Consider the following 18811-nt stretch of genomic DNA (forward strand, 5'->3'; position numbering starts at 1 on the left):
GGAAACCCCCGGATCAGCGATCCGGGGGTTTCTTCGTGCCCGGCTCAGCGGCCCAGCGCCCGGCGGCCACGGCCCTGGCCCTGGGACAGGACCGGCAGGTTGGTGCGCGAGGACGGTGCCTGTCCGCGGGTGTCCTCCTCGATGCGCAGGGCGAGCGCCGGGCAGCGGCGCACCGCGCGGACCGCCTTGGCCTCCGCGAAGCGCGGCACCTCGGCCTGCGCGACGGTCGGGAAGCCGTCGGCGCCGAGCTGGAAGACCTCCGGGAGGATGTCCGCGCACAGGCCGTGGCCCCGGCACAGCGTCCAGTCGACGTAGATCTTCTGGCGGCTGGGCCCGTTCTCCTCCCCGCCGCCGCCCGGGATGCCCGTGGGGGCCCTGCCCCCTTCGAAGAGCGGCAGAACGCCCTCCACGGGCCGTCCGCAGCCGTTGCCGAGGACATGGGCGGCGAGGTCGTCCGTGAAGGCCTTGAGGGTCGACTCGAGGAACATCGCCGAGCCGTCCGGGTGCGAGCAGGCGCCGCGCCGCTTCACGTTCTTCGCCACCTGCTTGACCGCCTCCAGGGCGGCCGGGCCGCCGCCGTTCAGGATGTCCTCCAGGCCGCGCGCGGCGGCCGGCAGGCCCAGGTAGCAGGGGCCGCACTGGCCCGCGCTCTCCTCGGCCAGCCACTGCGCCACCCGCAGCGACTCGCCCAGCGGGCAGGTGTCCTGACTGATCGGCAGGATCGCGCCCGCGCCCAGCGAGCCGCCCACCTGCTGCAGGGAGTTGCGGGAGACGATGGCCTCGTCGATGGTCGCCGCGTCGATCCACTTGCCGTGGTAGCCGCCGGTCAGCACCCCCTGCGGCACCGGCGGGGCGCCGGCGAGCTGGAGGACGTAGCGCAGCGGCACGCCCGTCGGCACCTCGATGACCATGGGGCGGGCCACCGCGCCGGAGACCGTGAGCATGACGGTGCCCGGCTCGTCGTACAGGCCGGTGTTGCCGTAGCGCTCCGGGCCGATGCGGGCGGCGATCGCCAGCTGGGCGAACGTCTCGGCGTTGGACAGCAGGGTCGGCGCGCCGCCGACGCCGCTCCTGGACGCGCTGATCTTGCGGCCGGGCGGGATCGCCGGGCCACCGTCGATGGAGCGGACCAGGGAGGCCGCGGCGCCGGTGACCATGCGGACCGGATTGCGCTGCACGCGCGCGCGGAGGGCGGAGCGGCGTCCGTTGCTCAGGCCGCGCTCGGCGAGGGCGGCCTCCATGGAGCGCTGCGTGGACTCGCGGGTGACGCCGATGACGAGGGTGCGGGCGCCCATGGCCTCGGCGCACAGCAGCGCGCCGTCCAGGATCAGGTGCGGCGCACGGTTGATGAGCACCGTGTCCTTGCGGCAGGCCGGCTCGTCCTCGCTGCCGTTGACGACCACGACCGGCCGTACGCCGCGCTTGATCGCCGCCTCGGCGACCGAGCGCAGCTTCTTGTGGAAGGGGAAGCCCGCGCCGCCGCGGCCCTTCAGGTTGATGCGCTCGGAGAGCTGCGCGAGCTGTTCGCCGCCCAGCGGTTCGAGCGGCCCGTGCACCTTGAGGTGCATGGGCAGATCCAGGCGCTCGACAAGGTCGAAGCCCGACGTGAGCTGGGGAAGACCGACCACGCGGACTTCGGGGACGTCGGGCAGGGCCTCGTTCACTTAAAAGCCTCCGGAAGGCGTGTTCCAAGGTTCGCCCGAACCCGGTGCGTCGAAGTCGTAGGACGCGTCGTAGGGCGACGCGCCGGGGGACGCACCGGGGGTTGGTTCAGTGGCGGGACCGCTGTTGTACGTGTCGTTGGGGTAGTACGTGTCGTAGACGGTGTTCGTCTCACTGGTGTCGTACACGTCACTCGAGCCGTAGCCCGAGGCGTCCGTATTGCCGTAGACCGGGATGGTGTGTCCGGTGTCGTTGAGCGGGTCGTAGGCCGACGGGGGTGCCTCGCCGACCGGTGGCGGCGACGGGACGGGCCAGCTGCCCGAGGTGCTGCCGCCGCCGTCCGCGAGGGGCATCGACTCGGTGGGCCGCATGTCCGGCGGCAGCTGGGCGGCCGCTGTCGCCTCGGCCGTCAGCGGCCTCCGGCGCGTGCCGGAGGAGCCGGACACGGCACGGTAGGCCGCCGCGAAGCCGCCCGCGGGCTCCGGGGGCGCGAGGCGCTCCGCGGGCTCGTACAGGGGTGCGGACGGGGGTGCCGCGCGCGGTCGCGGCGCCCCGGCGTCCTCGTAGCCCGGCAGCGCGGAGCCGGCCGTCGTCCGGGCCCGGCTCTCCTCGAGTTCCTCGCGGGCCAACCGCTCCCCGGTCCCGAGGAACCCGGCGATCCTGTCGGCGACCCTGCGCTTGACCGGGCGGGGCGCCGCGCGCAGTGCCAGGGCCGCCATGACGCCGAGCACGGACAGTCCGTACAGGACCAGGAAGACCGGTTTCGCCGCGCGACCCGCGTAGAGCCCGTGCAGCAGGGCCAGGCACCACGCCGGGTAGGCCAGCATGTGCATGGCCCGCCAGCGGGCGGCCACGGGGGGCGCGGACGCGAAGCGGTTGCGCAGGGCACCGGTGACGCCCACGAAGATCATGAGCATGCTGGCCAGGGTGCCGAAACCGATGAGGACGCCCCGGCCGCCGAACGACTCGTCGTCCGTGGCCAGCAGCCCGAACGGAACCACCGCGGCGACCCAGGTGGTGTGCTCCAGCGCCAGCTTCACCCCGATGTGCACCAGCAGGAACACGACCGACGCGACCGCGGTGATCCGGTGTACCGCCTGCGCCAGGATCCGCTGGCGGGTGTCGAGGACGATCCGGTCCTGGGCGATGAGACCCCAGATCACCGAGCAGCTGAGGAAGACGAGGGAGAGGACGCCGGCGCCGAAGTTGAGGAACTCCGCGAAGGTGTCGTCCGCCGTGCTGTCGTTCGTCACCACGGCAGACCTCCCCGTGTCACGGACGCGAGGGGAGGGGGCGAGCTGTTGCTGCGGGGGCGGATCAGGGGAGGGTTCATGGGGGCAACTCCGGAGCGGTTCGGGAAAAGCGGTCCCGCTGCCGCACTCTAAGTGGCGCCATACCCGCGGGTACGAGGTTTGAGTTATTGCGTTGTTATCAAATGACAATGCGCCCGTGGCGATGTCCTTTAGCAGTCGTTACGCGAAGTAATCTTTGACCTTGGTTCAGGTTTGTCGGCCGTGAGGCGTGGTGCGGGCGGCGCGGAAGGCGGCCGGAAGTCCCGTCGCGGCCCGATCGGCGACTGCGGTACCCTGACGCCATGCGTGCCGTACGCCTTCTGCTTAGCGAGCCGCGCTGATCAGTCCCGACCCCGGTCGTAGTCCGGTGGCCGGAATCGGCGCGGCGTCCCCTCCTGTGCGAGGGGATTTTTCATTTCCCGGCAGTCGCAGCCGCTGGTCTTGAATGTCGCAGCCGCTGGCAGAGACGATCGATGGAGCTTTGAGGATCATGAGCGAGACGAACCCCGCGGCGACCGCCCCTGTGCCGGCGGACGCCGCGCCGCACCGCTACACGGCTGCCATGGCCGCCGAGATCGAGGCACGCTGGCAGGACTTCTGGGACGCCGAGGGGACGTACGCCGCGCCGAACCCCAGGGGTGACCTGGCGGGCGACCCGGAGCTGGTCGCCAAGCCCAAGAAGTTCATCATGGACATGTTCCCGTACCCCTCCGGTGCGGGCCTGCACGTCGGCCACCCCCTGGGCTACATCGCCACCGACGTCTTCGCCCGCTTCCAGCGGATGACCGGCCACAACGTCCTGCACACCCTGGGCTTCGACGCCTTCGGCCTGCCCGCGGAGCAGTACGCCGTGCAGACCGGCACGCACCCGCGCGTGTCCACCGAGGCCAACATGAAGAACATGCAGAGCCAGCTGCGCCGGCTGGGTCTGGGCCACGACAAGCGCCGGTCGTTCGCCACGATCGACCCCGAGTACTACAAGTGGACCCAGTGGATCTTCCTGCAGATCTTCAACTCCTGGTACGACGACGAGGCGAAGAAGGCCCGCCCGATCGCCGAGCTGGTCGCCCAGTTCGAGTCCGGTGAGCGGGCGGTACCGGGCCACCCCGGGCGCGCGTGGAGCGCCCTGAGCGACGCCGAGCGCGCCGACGTGCTGGGCGGGTTCCGCCTGGCCTACGCCTCCGACGCGCCCGTCAACTGGTGCCCCGGCCTGGGCACGGTGCTGGCCAACGAGGAGGTCACCGCCGACGGCCGCTCCGAGCGCGGCAACTTCCCCGTCTTCAAGTCCAAGCTGCGCCAGTGGAACATGCGCATCACCGCCTACGCCGACCGGCTGCTGGACGATCTGGACGAGCTGGACTGGCCCGAGGCCATCAAGCTGCAGCAGCGCAACTGGATCGGCCGCTCCGAGGGCGCCCGCGTCGACTTCCCCGTCGACGGCGAGCGCATCACCGTCTTCACCACCCGCCAGGACACCCTGTTCGGCGCGACGTACATGGTGCTGGCGCCCGAGCACCCGCTGGTCGAGAAGTTCACCCCGGCCGCCTGGCCCGAGGGCACGCACGACGTGTGGACCGGCGGCCACGCGACCCCGACCGAGGCCGTCGCGGCCTACCGCGCGCAGGCCGCGTCCAAGTCCGACGTCGAGCGGCAGGCCGAGGCCAAGGACAAGACCGGCGTCTTCATCGGCGCCTACGCGACCAACCCGGTCAACGGCGAGCAGGTCCCGGTCTTCATCGCCGACTACGTGCTGATGGGCTACGGCACCGGCGCGATCATGGCCGTCCCGGCCGGTGACCAGCGCGACTTCGAGTTCGCGCGCGCCTTCGAGCTGCCGATCCGCTGCATCGTCGAGCCGACCGACGGCCGGGGCACCGACCCGGCCACGTGGGAGGACGCCTTCGGGTCGTACGACGCGAAGATCATGAACTCGTCGAACGGCGAGATCAGCCTGGACGGCCTGCCCGTCGTCGAGGCCAAGGAGCGCATCACCGAGTGGCTGGAGCGCACCGGCGCCGGCGAGGGCACCGTCAACTTCCGCCTGCGCGACTGGCTGTTCAGCCGCCAGCGCTACTGGGGCGAGCCCTTCCCGATCGTCTACGACGAGGACGGCATCGCGCACGCCCTGCCCGAGTCGATGCTGCCGCTGGAGCTGCCCGAGGTCGAGGACTACTCCCCGCGCACCTTCGACCCGGACGACGCCGACACCCGGCCCGAGACCCCGCTGTCGCGCAACGAGGACTGGGTGAACGTCACCCTGGACCTGGGCGACGGCCGCGGCCCCCGCAAGTACCGTCGCGAGACCAACACCATGCCCAACTGGGCGGGCTCCTGCTGGTACGAACTGCGCTACCTGGACCCGCACAACGGCGAGCGGCTGGTCGACCCGGAGATCGAGCAGTACTGGATGGGCCCGCGCGAGGGACTGCCGCACGGCGGCGTCGACCTGTACGTCGGCGGCGCCGAGCACGCCGTGCTGCACCTGCTGTACGCGCGCTTCTGGTCCAAGGTCCTGTTCGACCTGGGGCACGTGTCCTCGGCCGAGCCGTTCCACAAGCTGTTCAACCAGGGCATGATCCAGGCCTACGTCTACCGGGACAGCCGCGGCATCGCGGTGCCGGCCGCCGAGGTGGAGGAGCGCGACGGCGCCTTTTACCACCAGGGCGAGAAGGTCTCCCGGCTGCTGGGCAAGATGGGCAAGTCCCTGAAGAACGCGGTCACTCCCGACGAGATCTGCGCCGAGTACGGTGCCGACACCCTGCGGCTGTACGAGATGGCGATGGGCCCGCTGGACGTCTCCCGGCCGTGGGACACGCGCGCGGTGGTGGGCCAGTTCCGGCTGCTGCAGCGGCTGTGGCGCAACGTCGTCGACGAGAACACCGGCGCGGTGACGGTCGCGGACGTCGCTGACGCCGACATCGACGCGGACACCCTGCGCGCCCTGCACAAGGCCATCGACGGCGTACGGCAGGACCTGGAGGGCATGCGGTTCAACACCGCCATCGCCAAGGTCACCGAGCTGAACAACCACCTGACCAAGGTCGGCGGCGTGGTTCCCCGGTCGGTCGCCGAGCGGCTGGTGCTGCTGATCGCGCCGCTGGCCCCGCACGTCGCCGAGGAGCTGTGGCGCAAGCTGGGGCACCCGGACTCGGTCGTCCACCAGGACTTCCCGGTCGCCGACCCGGCCTACGTCGTCGACGAGACCGTGACCTGCGTCGTGCAGATCAAGGGCAAGGTCAAGGCGCGGCTGGAGGTCGCCCCGTCCATCTCCGAGGACGACCTGGAGAAGGCGGCGCTGGCCGACGAGAAGGTCGTGGCCGCGCTGGGCGGGGCCGGGATCCGCAAGGTGATCGTGCGGGCGCCGAAGCTGGTGAACATCGTCCCCGCCTAAGCGGGGGCGGCGCGCTCCGGGTGGCGGGGGCGGCGCGCTCAGGGTGGCTCAGGGGAGTCCCCTACGGGCGGGCCCGGGGTCCGGTGCGGGCAGGTTCAGGGTTCGGTGCGGGCAGGTTCGGGGTTCTCTCGGAACCCTGGGCCTGCCCGTTGCGTTTACCGTGGAAGAGCGGTGCGGCGGGTGCCGTGCCGCGGCCCGCCGATCAGTGGGCCGGACGCTCGGAGGAGGAGCTTCGTGGAAGCAGTGATCGCAGTCCTCGGTCTGCTTTTCGTGCTCGCCCTCGTGCTGGGCGTCTACGCCACGGTGAAGGCCGTCGGCGCGGCCAAGCGCAGCGTGGACCGAGGCATCACCCAGGCCCGGCGCACGGTCGAGGACCACACACTGCGGGCCAAGTCTTTCGTCCAGATGGGGCCGGCGGGCGAGCTCGCACAGCTGCGGCTGACGCTGCGTACGTCGATGCGGGCCACGCAGGACGCGCTGCACGCGGGCGTGGCCGAGGACGAGTCCCTCAAGGAGTCCCTCGCCCTCTTCGAGCGGCTCAGCGCGCACGGGTTCGAACTGGACGGCGAGCTCAGGCGGCTGGAGTCCGAGCCGGACCGCCCCACACTCGCCGAGCGGCTTCCCACGCTGCGCGAGCGCACCGAGCGCATCATCCAGTCGGCCGAGTCCCTGCGCTGGGCGGCCCGCGACCGGGCCCACCGTTTCGCCGACGACGACCTGGACTCCCTGAGCGCACAGATCGACGTCGAGGCCGGTGCCCTGCGGCACTGGACGGAGACGGAACCCGCCGCCGCGCCGCCGCCCTGGCCCGAGGCGCCGGCCACCGACGCCCCGGCCGCCCGGCAGAGTTGGCCGGAGACGCCGGAGACGCCGGACCCCTCGCAGACACCGCAGACACCGCAGACACCGCAGTCCTCGCGGTCCTCGCGGCAGGACCAGGCAGAGGAATCCGGGCGGCCCGCCATCACCCCGCCCGCCCCGGATCCCGTGTATCCCTGGCAGAAGCAGGCCCGCCCGGAGAACACGACCTGACCATCACCTTGTGAGCCGGGTCGTCGGGGCCGGGCTGCCGGACGGGCGCTACGCCAGGTAACCTCCAGCTCATGTCCCGCCATGTCGCTATCGTCACGGATTCAACGGCCTACCTCCCGGCCCGGACGATGGAGCGGCACGGCATCACCGCGGTACCCCTGACCGTCGTCCTGGGCGACCGGGCGCTGGAGGAGGGCACCGAGATCTCGACCCGCTCGCTGGCCCAGGCCCTGCAGAAGCGGCGGCCCGTCACCACCTCCCGCCCCAGTCCCGAAGTCTTCGCCGAGACCTACCGCAGGATCGCCGAGTCCGGCGCGGACGGCATCGTCTCCCTCCACCTCTCCGCCGAGCTCTCCGGGACGCACGACGCGGCCGTCGTCGCGGCACGTGAGGCGCCGGTACCGGTGCGCGTGGTGGACACCGGGATGATCGCGATGGCCCTCGGATTCTGCGCGCTCGCCGCGGCGGAGGCCGCGGAGGCGGGCGACACGGTGGACGAAGCCGTCACGGCCGCGGAGAAGCGTGCCGCGGGCACCTCCGCCTACTTCTACGTCGACACCCTCGACTATCTGCGTCGCGGCGGGCGGATCGGAGCGGCCCAGGCGCTGTTCGGTTCCGCGCTCGCGGTGAAACCGCTGCTGCGGCTGGACGGCGGCCGCATCGAGCCCCTGGAAAAGGTCCGGACCGCGTCCAAGGCCATCGCTCGGCTGGAGGAGATCGCCGCCGACCGGGCGGGCACCGCCCCCGTCGACATCGCCGTCCACCATCTCGCCGCCCCCGACCGGGCGTCTGCCCTGGCGGACCGCCTGCGGGACCGGGTGCCCGGCCTGGCCGACCTGCATGTGAGCGAGGTCGGCGCGGTGATCGGGGCGCACACGGGACCCGGGTTGCTGGGAGTTGTGGTCTCTTCGCGGTGAGGGGCCGTTGCGCGTCACCCGCGCGGGGGCCGGAGTTTTCCACAACCCGGGGGTAGTCCCCGGGAATTGAGCATGATCGTCGCGGGTGTGCCGAGGTGTCCGATCCTCGCCACATGGCTCTTCGATCACGCCCACGCACAGCGACCGCGACCAGCGGCCCGGGCCGCGCCCCGGCCTCCGACGGCCGGCTCCGCCACCAGCGCGCGTCCCGCTCCTCCTCCCGTTCTCGCTCCCGGTCCCTCGGCCGGGCACGGCACGGGCGCCGTCACGCGTCGGAGGAGGAGCTCCGTCGACGCGCGGAGGCGCTCCTCGGCGAACACACGGGACGCGTCGAACCCGCCGGACGCGTCGAACCCGCCGGACGCGTCGAAAGCACCGGACGCGTCGAAAGCACCGGGTGGCGGGGCGAACCGGGGAAGGGGCCGCCGTCCTGGAGGGAGGAGAAGGCGGCGCGGGAGAAGGGGGTCCGAGCAGAGGAGGTGCTAGCGGACGGGTCGCAAGCGGACGGGGTGCAAGCAGTCGGAGTGCGAGGAGAGGAGGTGCCACGGGACGCCGCCGCGGCGCCCTGGCGCGAGCGGGTCGGTCAGGCGCTCCGGGAGCGGATGCCGGTGTGGCTGCAGACGCGGTGCGGGCTGGAGCGGCGCAGCGTGGCAGCGCTCACGGTGCTGCTCGTCGTCGCGGCGGTCGTCGCCGCGCAGCACTTCTGGACCGGCCGCACCCAGCCCGTCCCGGCACCCGAGATGGTGCGGGAGGCGGCGGCCTACGGCGCGGCAGGAGGAGACCAGGCGGCAGGGGGCGGTCCCACGACCGGTGCGCCCAGGGTCTCGGCCACGGCCACGGCCGGGGCTGAGATCGTGGTGGACGTCGGCGGCAAGGTCCGCAAGCCCGGAGTCCACCGCCTTCCGGCAGGGTCACGCGTCGCGGACGCCCTGCGGGCCGCGGGAGGCGTGCGATCCGGAACCAAGACCGACGGGCTGAACCAGGCGCGCTTCCTGGTGGACGGCGAGCAGGTGATCGTCGGAGCTCCCACGCCGGTCACGGGACCCGGCCCGGACGGCACCGTCCCAGGCGTCCCAGGCGTCCCAGGCGTCCCAGGCGGGCCAGGTGTCCCAGGCGGGCCAGGTGTCCCAGGCGGGTCGGCGGCGGGAGCCGCTCCCGGGACACCGGTCTCCCTCAACACGGCGACCGCCGCCCAGCTCGACACTCTGCCGGGCGTCGGCCCCGTGCTGGCCCGGCACATCATCGACTACCGCACCCGGCACGGCGGTTTCCGCTCGGTGGACGAGTTGCGCGAGGTGAACGGCATCGGAGAGCGCCGATTCGCCGACCTACGCGACCTCGTGCGGCCATGAGCACGCCGACGAGCAGGCAGACGAGCACGCAGTCGGGTGCCGAGACGAGCAGGCAGACGAGCACGCAGTCGGGTGCCGAGACGAGCAGGGAGGCGGGCAGGGAGGCGAGCGCCGAGACGAGTAGGGAGGCGAGCGCCGAGACGAGTACGGAGACGTGGCGGCGGGGCGGGTCGGGGGAGCCCCACGACCGGACGGCGCCCCCACGCGCAGCCGTGCACGCCGCCTCCGGGCACCGGCTCGGCGCGGCCCACCCCCGGCAGGACGGGCCCACCGACCTGCGGCTGGTGCCGCCCGCGCTCGCGGCCTGGGCGACGGCGGCGCTGATCCCGGACGTGCCGGCACGGTGGGCCGTGGGGGGAGTGATCGGCGCTCTGGCCCTGGCCGGCCTGCTGCTGAGGGCACGGAGGTCCCGTGCGCCGCACGAACGGCCCCGGGTAGCGGTCGCCGCCCTGCTCCTCTGCGTCGCCGCGTCCGCCACCTCGGCGGCACTGCACGGCGCGGACCTGCGCCGGGGTCCCGTACCGGCGCTGGCGCGGCAGTACGCCACCGTCACCGCCGAGGTGGAGATCACCGCCGACCCCCGCCTCACCCGGCCCCGTGTCCGGGGAAACCGGACCGTGCCGCCCACCGTGCTGCTCGAAGCCGACGTACGACGAGTGGCGGAGGCGGGCGGAACGCCCGTGATCACCCGCACACCCGTGCTGGTGCTCGTCGACGTGGGCCGGGAAGACCGGAGCCGCACCTCCCGGCTCGGGTGGGCCCCGGACGATTCGGGGCCCACCCGAGCCGGGCCGGGTGCCCCGCGCTGGCTGGGGCTGCTGCCGACCACCAGGATCCGCGTCACCGCCCGGGCAGCGCCGCCGAGGACGAGCGGGGACCGGATCGCCGCCGTGCTGCGCGTGCGGGACGGCCGGGGAGCGCCCGAGGTGGTGGCCGGGCCGTCGGGGGCCCAGCGACTCGCGGGCGGGCTGCGGGCCGGGCTGCGGGAGGCCACCGACGCTCTGCCGGCGGACGCGCGGGCGCTGCTGCCGGGGCTGGTCGTCGGGGACACCTCGCGTATCACGCCGGAGCTGGAGGAGGCATTCAAGGAGACCGACCTCGCGCACACCCTGGCGGTCTCCGGAGCCAACTTCACGATCGTGCTCGCCCTGCTGCTCGGACCGCCCGGACTGGCCCAGCGCAGTGAGCGCCGGGGCCTGGCGCCCCGTCTCGGTATCTCCCTGCGGACGACCGCGGTGCTCGGCGGGGTGCTCGCCCTCGGCTTCGTCGTCGTCTGCCGGCCCGACCCGAGCGTGCTGCGGGCCGCCGCCTGCGGGGCCGTCGCCCTGCTGGCCCTGGCCACCGGACGGCGCAGATCGCTGCTCCCGGCGCTGGCGACGGCCGTGTTGCTCCTGGTGCTGTACGACCCGGGGCTGGCCCGTAGTTACGGGTTCCTGCTCTCGGTGCTGGCCACCGGGGCGCTGCTCACGCTCGCCCCGCGGTGGAGCAGGGCGTTGCGCAGGCGCGGGGTCCCGCCCCGGATCGCCGAGGCGCTGGCAGCCGCCTGCGCGGCGCAGGCACTGTGCGCGCCTGTCGTCGCCGTGCTGTCGGCGCGGGTGAGCCTGGTGGGGGTGCCGTGCAATCTGCTCGCGGAGTTCGCGGTCGCGCCGGCCACGGTGCTGGGCTTCGCGGCGCTGGCCACGGCACCGGCGGCGATGCCGGTTGCCAAGGGACTGGCCTGGTGCGGGGGATGGCCGGCCGAGTGGATCGCGGGGATCGCCCGCACCGGGGCCGCGCTGCCCGGCGCGGGAGTGGACTGGCCGGGCAGCTGGACCGGGGCGGCGCTGCTCGCCGTCGTCACGGTGGGCGCGCTGCTCGTCGGCCGGCGGTTGCTGAGGCATCCCTGGTGGTGCGGTGTGTGTGCGGTGCTGCTGGTACTGGCGGTGGTACGGCCGCCGCCACTGGCCCGGGTGCTCACGGGGTGGCCTCCGCCGGGCTGGCGGATGGTGATGTGCGACGTCGGCCAGGGCGACGCCATGGTGCTCGCGGCGGGGAAGGGCGCGGGCATCGTGGTGGACACCGGCCCGGACCCTGCGCTGGTCGACCACTGCCTGCGCTCGCTCGGCATCACCCGCGTCCCGCTCGTGGTGCTGACCCACTTCCACGCCGACCACGTGGCGGGCCTGCCCGGGGTGTTGCGGGGGCGTTCGGTGGGCGCGATCGAGACCACCGCCCTCGAAGAGCCCGCGGACCAGGCGCGGTCCGTCCGCGGACAGGCGGCGGCACGGGGGATTCCCCTGCGGCACGCCGCCGCGGGAGAACAGCGGCGGGCCGGTCCGCTCTCCTGGCAGGTGGTGTGGCCACCACCGAGCCCACCGACGAGCACAGCACCGGCCGCGGAAGGCGCCAATGACGCCAGCGTCACCCTCCTGGTGCGGACGGCGGGGCTGCGTCTGCTGCTGCTGGGGGACCTGGAGCCGCCGGCCCAGCAGCGGCTGGCGCGCTCACCGGCGGCAGCGGCACTGGAAGGAGTCGACGTGCTGAAGGTGGCCCATCATGGCTCCGCCCACCAGGACCCCGACCTGATACGGAAGGTGGCCCCACGCCTGGCGCTCATCAGCTGCGGTGAGGACAACACCTACGGGCACCCGGCCCCCGGCACCGTCGAGGCGCTGCGCGCCCAGGGCGCGATGGTGCTGCGGACGGACCGGGACGGTGCCCTGGCGGTCGTCGGCACGGGCGGGGCGCTGCGGGTCGCGGGAGACTGAGGACATGGATCCCCTACAGGTCGACGCCTACCTCAGCCGGCTGGGCGTCGAGTATCCGGCGTGGCCCACCGTCGACGCCCTGCGCGAGCTGCACCTGTGCCATCTGCGGACAGTGCCGTTCGAGAACCTCTCCGTCCATCTGGGCGAGGAGATCGTGCTCGAGGAGAAGCAGCTGCTCGACAAGGTGGTGGGCGCGCGAAGGGGCGGGTTCTGCTACGAACTCAACGGGCTCTTCGGGGCGTTGCTCACGGCGCTCGGGTACGAGGTCACCCTGCTCGCGGCGCGGGTGTACGGGGACGGGGGCAGGCTGGGGATCCCGTACGACCATCTGGCCCTGCGGGTGCGGACGGTGGACGGGGGCGACGTGCTCGCCGACGTCGGGTTCGGGGCGCACAGCCACGGTCCGCTGGCGTTCGGGGAGCGGGGCGAGCAGGAGGATCCCGGCGGCACGTTCCGGGTCGTCGAGGCGGGTCCGGACGCGGCCGGCGTGCGCGGCGGGCACGATTCGGCGCGGGCGGCCGACCTGGACGTGCTGCGTGACGGGAAGCCCGTGTACCGGGTGGAGCCACGCCCGCGGGTGCTCGGCGACTTCGTGTCCGGGGCGTGGTGGCACAGCACCTCGCCGCAGTCGCACTTTCTCCAGTCGCCGGTCTGCTCGCGGGTCACGGAGGACGGAGGGAGGATCACGCTCAGCGGCCGCAGGCTCACGTTCACGACGGCCGACGGCAGGCGGGTGGAGCGTGAGCCGGCCACGGACGAGGAGGTACTCGCGGCGTACCGGGACCGCTTCGGCATCGCCCTCGACCGGGTGCCGACCGCGCGCCCGCTGTGAGGCGACCCGGTCCCGACTGTCCCTGGGGGAATTCCGCCCGTAGCGGCAAATTCGGGCGACAGGGGGCCACTCGTGTGTAGTCCCAGCACATGCGCCGGTTTCCCGTGATGTGGTCCTGTGTTGCCTCGAAAGCCTCATCAGTGATCGAATGTTTCTTCGTCAACTAGTTTTGCCACGTCGTGCAGAGGGTGTCGAAGATGATCGGCCGCTGGCTGGGAAGCCGAACGAAGCGGGTGCAACGGACGGGTCCCCTGGCGTCGGTGCGAACCCCGCCGAACGCGGGAGTGCTGAGCTGCCGGGTCCTCGACCCCGTCAACGAGCCCATTCCGCACGCGGAGTTCGCGGTCAGCGACACCATGGGGCGCAAGGTGGTCAGCGGGGGGACGGACCCCTTCGGGTCGTTCGTGGCGACGGTTCCCACGGGCGAGTACCGGCTCGCGGTGTCCGCCGAGGGCTACACGCCGTACCGGGCGTCCGCGACCGTCACCGAGGACGCGCTGGCCTCGCTCGGCGACGTGACCCTGCAAGTGGCCCAGCCCCCGGAGCTGCCCGCGCAGGGCGACTGGGAGATCGAGCCGGCGCACTCGTCGATCGCGTTCACCGCCCGGCACATCGGGCTGGCCCGGATCCACGGCCGGTTCAACTCCTTCGCGGGCGCGGTGCGGATAGCCGACGACATGGACCGGTCGGCGATGCACGTGGTGATCGACGCGGCGTCCATCGACACCAACGTGAAGATGCGCGACGACCACCTGAGGTCGGGGGACTTCCTGGACGTGCAGAGGTTTCCGACGCTTGAGTTCTACAGCGACCGGTTCACGCACCGGGGCGGCAGCCGATGGGCCGTCACGGGGGCGCTGTCGCTGCACGGCGTGACCCGCACGGTGACCCTGGACACCGAGTACCTCGGCCTCGGCAACGGCATGGAGAACGAGGTGCGGGCGGCCTGCCGCGCCACCACCGAACTGCACCGCGACGACTTCACGGTGAGCTGGCAGACGATGCTGGCGCGCGGCATCGCGGTGGTCGGGCCCAGCATCAGGATCGACCTCGACGTGCAGATCGTGCCCAAGGGCTGAACCGGCCCTGCCGAAGGCTGAACCGACCCTGCCCAAGGCTGACCTGACCGCGGCCGAGGGCTGACCGCGGCCGGCCTGACCGCGGCCGAGGGCTGACCTGTCACCGCCCCGATGGTCCGCCCGCCGCGCGGTGTCCGACAATGGCACCCGTGAGTGATGTGAGACATGTGCTGGTGCTGCCCGACCGCGACGCCGCGGAGGAGGTGGCCCAGGCACTCGGGGAGCGGTTCGGGCTCGACGAGGAACCCCAGCTGGTCCGGGACGCCCTCGCCGGCGAGGACGACGCCGAGGACGCCCAGTGGCTCGTCGTCCTGCGCGACGAGAAGGAGCGGCTGGACCCCGGCGCGCTCGACGAGTTCGCCGGGGAGTGGGAGGGCTGGCGCGAGGAGCCCTGACCCTGACCCTGCCGGTGCTCCGGGCGGGGTTCGTTGTCAGTGGTGCGTGCGATGCTTGTCGCGATGGCCAGGAAGACTGCGAATGACGACCCTCTCGCCCCGGTGACCCTTGCAGTGGGCCAGGAGGACCTCCTGCTCGACCGTGCCGTGCAGGAGGTGGTGGCCGCCGCGAAGGCCGCCGACGCCGACACGGACGTACGCGACCTGACCCCCGACCAGTTGCAGCCCGGCACGCTCGCCGAGCTCACCAGCCCCTCGCTCTTCGCCGAGCGCAAGGTCGTGGTCGTACGCAACGCGCAGGACCTGTCCGCCGACACGGTCAAGGACGTGAAGGCCTACCTCGGCGCGCCCGCTGAGGAGATCACCCTGGTCCTGCTGCACGCCGGCGGTGCGAAGGGCAAGGGTCTGCTGGACGCCGCCCGCAAGGCGGGGGCGCGCGAGGTGGCGTGTCCGAAGATGACGAAGCCCGCCGACCGGCTGGCCTTCGTCCGGACTGAGTTCCGCACCGCCGGGCGGTCGGCCACCCCGGAGGCCTGCCAGGCGCTGGTCGACGCGATCGGCAGCGACCTGCGGGAGCTGGCCTCGGCGGTGTCCCAGCTGACCGCGGACGTCGAGGGCACCATCGACGAGGCGATCGTCGGGCGGTACTACACCGGACGGGCCGAGGCCTCCAGCTTCACGGTCGCCGACCGGGCGGTCGAGGGACGGGCGGCGGAGGCGCTGGAGGCGCTGCGCTGGTCGCTGGCGACCGGAGTGGCACCGGTGCTGATCACCAGCGCACTGGCCCAGGGCGTGCGGGCGATCGGCAAGTTGTCCTCCGCCCGCGGCGGACGCCCCGCCGACCTCGCCCGCGAGCTGGGGATGCCGCCGTGGAAGATCGACCGCGTCCGGCAGCAGATGCGCGGCTGGACACCGGACGGCGTCTCCGTGGCCCTGCGCGCGGTGGCCGAGGCGGACGCCGGGGTCAAGGGCGGCGGAGACGATCCCGAGTACGTCCTGGAGAAGGCCGTGGTGACCATCGCGCGGGCGGCGCGGTCGCGAGGCCGAGCGTAGGGGCCGCGTCCAGATCCGCGAGGCCGGGCGTCAGGGCCGTGCGCGGACCCGCGAGGCCGGGTGTCAGGGGCGTGCGGAGAACCGCGAGGCGCGGGGCGTCATGGGCGCGCACAGCCCCGCGAGGCCGGGCGTCAGGGGCGTGCGCAGACCGAAGGCCCCGGCGCGTGCGCATACCGAAGGCCCCGGCGTCCGTCCTGGGGAAGGACGGCCACCGGGGCCTTCGGATCAAGCTCGCGGATCCATGCCCGCGTGGCGAACGCAGGCCGCGCATGGATCCTTGGGTGCCGGACGGGAGCGGATGAGAGAGGGCCCGCTCTGGGTCCTTCCGGCGATCAGACCAGATGAGGGGTTCAGCCCTTGAGAGCGCCGACCTTCGTCGACAGCGCCGACTTCTTGTTGGCGGCCTGGTTCTTGTGGATGACGCCCTTGGAGACGGCCTTGTCGAGCTGGCGCGAAGCGACGCGCTGGTACTCGGTGGCCTTCTCGACGTCACCCGCGGCAGCGGCCTCGCGGGCCTTGCGGATCGCGGTCTTCAGAGAGGACTTGACGGCCTTGTTGCGCAGCCGGGCCTTCTCGTTGGTCTTGTTCCGCTTGATCTGGGACTTGATGTTCGCCACGAATGAGCCTTTGCAGGTTCAGGCACGAGGCCGCGAAGGTCCCGTGCCGATGATTTCTTGAAGGAGTGCCTCGCGCTGAGAGGGCAAGAGACACAGCCCCCCACACTACCAGCGGCCCGACGGGCCACCCAATCCGGCCCTCGCCACGGCCCCGCTCCGGTCCCGATCGCCCTCGCCCTCGCCCCGCCCCGCTCCGGCCCGAACGCCGCCCTCGCCACGGCCCCGGTCCGGCCCGATCCCGCCCTTGCCCCAGCCCCGTCCGGCCCCGGTCCGGCCCCGGTCCGGCCTCGCCACGGCCCTGATCCGGCCCCGCGCCCGCCCTCGACCCGTCCCAAACCCATCCCAGCTCCCCACCCGTGGGACGATGGAAGCTACGTATCGATCCGACCCGAGACCGCAGACACTGCGGACGCCTCAAGAATCAGGACCCTGCGTGCCCGCGATCCCCAGCCATGTGCCCGAGCCGAGCCGTACAGACCCGGCGCTGATCCGCAATTTCTGCATCATCGCGCACATCGACCACGGCAAGTCCACGCTCGCCGACCGGATGCTCCAGCTGACCGGTGTGGTGGAGCAGCGGCAGATGCGCGCCCAGTACCTCGACCGCATGGACATCGAGCGCGAGCGCGGCATCACGATCAAGTCCCAGGCGGTGCGATTGCCGTGGGCCCCCACCCACGACAAGACCAGTACGCACATCCTCAACATGATCGACACGCCGGGGCACGTCGACTTCACCTACGAGGTCTCGCGGTCGCTGGCCGCGTGCGAGGGCACCATCCTCCTCGTCGACGCCGCCCAGGGCATCGAGGCCCAGACCCTCGCCAACCTCTACCTGGCGATGGAGAACGACCTCACGATCATCCCCGTGCTGAACAAGATCGACCTGCCGGCCGCGCAGCCCGAGAAGTTCGCCGAGGAACTCGCCAACCTGATCGGCTGCGACCCCGACGACGTGCTCAAGGTATCCGCCAAGACCGGCCTCGGGGTCGAGGCGCTGCTGGACAAGGTCGTCGCCGAGGTCCCGCCCCCGGTCGGCGTCAAGGACGCCCCCGCCCGCGCGATGATCTTCGACTCCGTCTACGACTCCTACCGCGGTGTCGTGACGTACGTCCGTGTCATCGACGGCCAGCTCAACAGGCGCGAGCGGATCCGGATGATGTCCACCGGCGCCACGCACGAGCTGCTGGAGATCGGCACCAACTCGCCGGAGATGCTGTCCGCCGACGGCCTCGGCGTCGGCGAGGTGGGATACCTGATCACCGGCGTGAAGGACGTCCGCCAGTCCAAGGTCGGTGACACCGTCACCAGCATGCACAAGGGCGCCGAGGAGGCGCTCGGCGGCTACAAGGACCCCAGGCCCATGGTCTTCTCCGGTCTGTATCCGCTGGACGGCTCGGATTACCCCCTGCTGCGCGAGGCCCTGGACAAGCTCCTGCTCAACGACGCCGCCCTCGTCTACGAGCCGGAGACCTCCGCGGCCCTCGGCTTCGGCTTCCGGGTCGGTTTCCTGGGTCTGCTGCACCTCGACGTGATCCGGGAGCGGCTGGAGCGCGAGTTCGGCCTCGATCTGATCGCCACCGCGCCCAACGTGGTCTACCGCGTGATCATGGAGGACGGCGTCGAGCACACCGTCACCAACCCGAGCGAGTTCCCCGAGGGCAAGATCAACGAGGTGTACGAGCCGGTCGTACGCGCCACCATCCTCGCGCCGACCGAGTTCATCGGCGCGATCATGGAGCTGTGCCAGACCCGGCGCGGCACCCTGCTCGGCATGGACTACCTCTCCGAGGACCGGGTGGAGATCCGCTACACCCTCCCGCTCGCCGAGATCGTCTTCGACTTCTTCGACCAGCTGAAGTCGAAGACGCGCGGCTACGCGTCGCTGGACTACGAGCCCACCGGCGAGCAGACCTCCAGCCTGGTCAAGGTCGACATCCTGCTGCACGGCGACAAGGTGGACGCCTTCTCGGCGATCACCCACAAGGACCAGGCGTACGCGTACGGCGTGCGGCTCGTCGCCAAGCTGCGCGAGCTCATCCCGCGCCAGGCCTTCGAGGTGCCCATCCAGGCCGCCATCGGCTCCCGGGTGATCGCCCGCGAGACCATCCGCGCCATCCGCAAGGACGTCCTTGCCAAGTGCTACGGCGGTGACATCTCCCGTAAGCGGAAGCTGCTGGAGAAGCAGAAGGAAGGCAAGAAGCGGATGAAGATGGTGGGTTCCGTGGAGGTTCCGCAGGAGGCCTTCATCGCGGTCCTGTCCAGCGATGACAGCGCGGGGTCGGGCAAGGGCAAGAAGTAGCCGAGACCGCCCTCGCGGCGCGTCCCGCCCACCCCGGCGAAACGGACACGAAGGGCCCGCCGTGCGAAAGCGCGGCGGGCCCCTTCGCATGTCACGGGTGTGCGTCTGTACGAAGTGACAGGGCGCGGAGACTTACGCAC

13 protein-coding genes are annotated in these 18811 nt (G+C 72.3%); 10 read left to right on the forward strand and 3 right to left on the reverse strand.

Translation table 11 applies throughout. The features are described 5' to 3' along the window. Positions 1-44 precede the first annotated feature (44 nt). Both ACZ4V1_RS02165 and ACZ4V1_RS02170 read right to left on the reverse strand, forming a co-directional pair. Complete coding sequence (locus ACZ4V1_RS02165) at positions 45-1664, reverse strand: NADH-ubiquinone oxidoreductase-F iron-sulfur binding region domain-containing protein (protein WP_468328175.1); 1620 nt, start codon at positions 1662-1664, stop codon at positions 45-47. After that, a complete protein-coding gene (locus ACZ4V1_RS02170) occupies positions 1665-2918 on the reverse strand; it encodes a cytochrome b/b6 domain-containing protein (protein ID WP_468328177.1) in 1254 nt (417 codons plus the stop codon). 526 nt (positions 2919-3444) lie between these two features. Between ACZ4V1_RS02170 and leuS the strand changes: the two genes are divergently transcribed. The 9 genes from leuS to holA all read left to right on the forward strand — a co-directional run bounded on the left by leuS (position 3445) and on the right by holA (position 15752). Beyond that, positions 3445-6345: a leucine--tRNA ligase gene (gene leuS, locus ACZ4V1_RS02175; RefSeq protein WP_468328179.1), complete on the forward strand. Its 2901-nt coding sequence runs from the start codon at positions 3445-3447 to the stop codon at positions 6343-6345. Between the two features lie 234 nt (positions 6346-6579). Further along, the gene (locus tag ACZ4V1_RS02180) at positions 6580-7377 is read left to right on the forward strand and encodes a hypothetical protein (RefSeq protein WP_468328181.1); all 798 of its coding nucleotides are present in this window, start codon (positions 6580-6582) and stop codon (positions 7375-7377) included. 71 nt (positions 7378-7448) lie between these two features. Next, on the forward strand, positions 7449-8294 hold the full coding sequence (locus ACZ4V1_RS02185; RefSeq protein ID WP_468328183.1) for a DegV family protein: 846 nt from the start codon (positions 7449-7451) through the stop codon (positions 8292-8294). A 539-nt stretch (positions 8295-8833) separates the two neighbouring features. Continuing rightward, on the forward strand, positions 8834-9646 hold the full coding sequence (locus ACZ4V1_RS02190) for a ComEA family DNA-binding protein (protein ID WP_468328185.1): 813 nt from the start codon (positions 8834-8836) through the stop codon (positions 9644-9646). Continuing rightward, complete coding sequence (locus ACZ4V1_RS02195; RefSeq protein ID WP_468328187.1) at positions 9643-12393, forward strand: ComEC/Rec2 family competence protein; 2751 nt, start codon at positions 9643-9645, stop codon at positions 12391-12393. Before ACZ4V1_RS02190 ends, ACZ4V1_RS02195 begins: the two co-directional genes overlap by 4 nt. Before the next feature lie 4 nt (positions 12394-12397). Then, on the forward strand, positions 12398-13225 hold the full coding sequence (locus ACZ4V1_RS02200; RefSeq protein ID WP_468328189.1) for an arylamine N-acetyltransferase family protein: 828 nt from the start codon (positions 12398-12400) through the stop codon (positions 13223-13225). A 197-nt stretch (positions 13226-13422) separates the two neighbouring features. Further along, positions 13423-14304: a YceI family protein gene (locus ACZ4V1_RS02205; RefSeq protein ID WP_468328925.1), complete on the forward strand. Its 882-nt coding sequence runs from the start codon at positions 13423-13425 to the stop codon at positions 14302-14304. Between the two features lie 149 nt (positions 14305-14453). Next, the gene (locus ACZ4V1_RS02210) at positions 14454-14699 is read left to right on the forward strand and encodes a hypothetical protein (protein ID WP_468328191.1); all 246 of its coding nucleotides are present in this window, start codon (positions 14454-14456) and stop codon (positions 14697-14699) included. Between the two features lie 63 nt (positions 14700-14762). After that, on the forward strand, positions 14763-15752 hold the full coding sequence (gene holA / locus ACZ4V1_RS02215) for a DNA polymerase III subunit delta (protein ID WP_468328193.1): 990 nt from the start codon (positions 14763-14765) through the stop codon (positions 15750-15752). A gap of 350 nt (positions 15753-16102) precedes the next feature. On the opposite strand, the gene rpsT is transcribed toward holA, so the two are convergent. After that, positions 16103-16369: a 30S ribosomal protein S20 gene (gene rpsT, locus ACZ4V1_RS02220; RefSeq protein ID WP_468328195.1), complete on the reverse strand. Its 267-nt coding sequence runs from the start codon at positions 16367-16369 to the stop codon at positions 16103-16105. A gap of 433 nt (positions 16370-16802) precedes the next feature. Between rpsT and lepA the strand changes: the two genes are divergently transcribed. Next, positions 16803-18671, forward strand: coding sequence for a translation elongation factor 4 (gene lepA, locus ACZ4V1_RS02225; protein ID WP_468328197.1), 1869 nt, complete (start codon positions 16803-16805; stop codon positions 18669-18671). The last annotated feature ends 140 nt before the right edge of the window (positions 18672-18811 follow it).

Source organism: Streptomyces sp. NPDC028991, assembly GCF_055564775.1.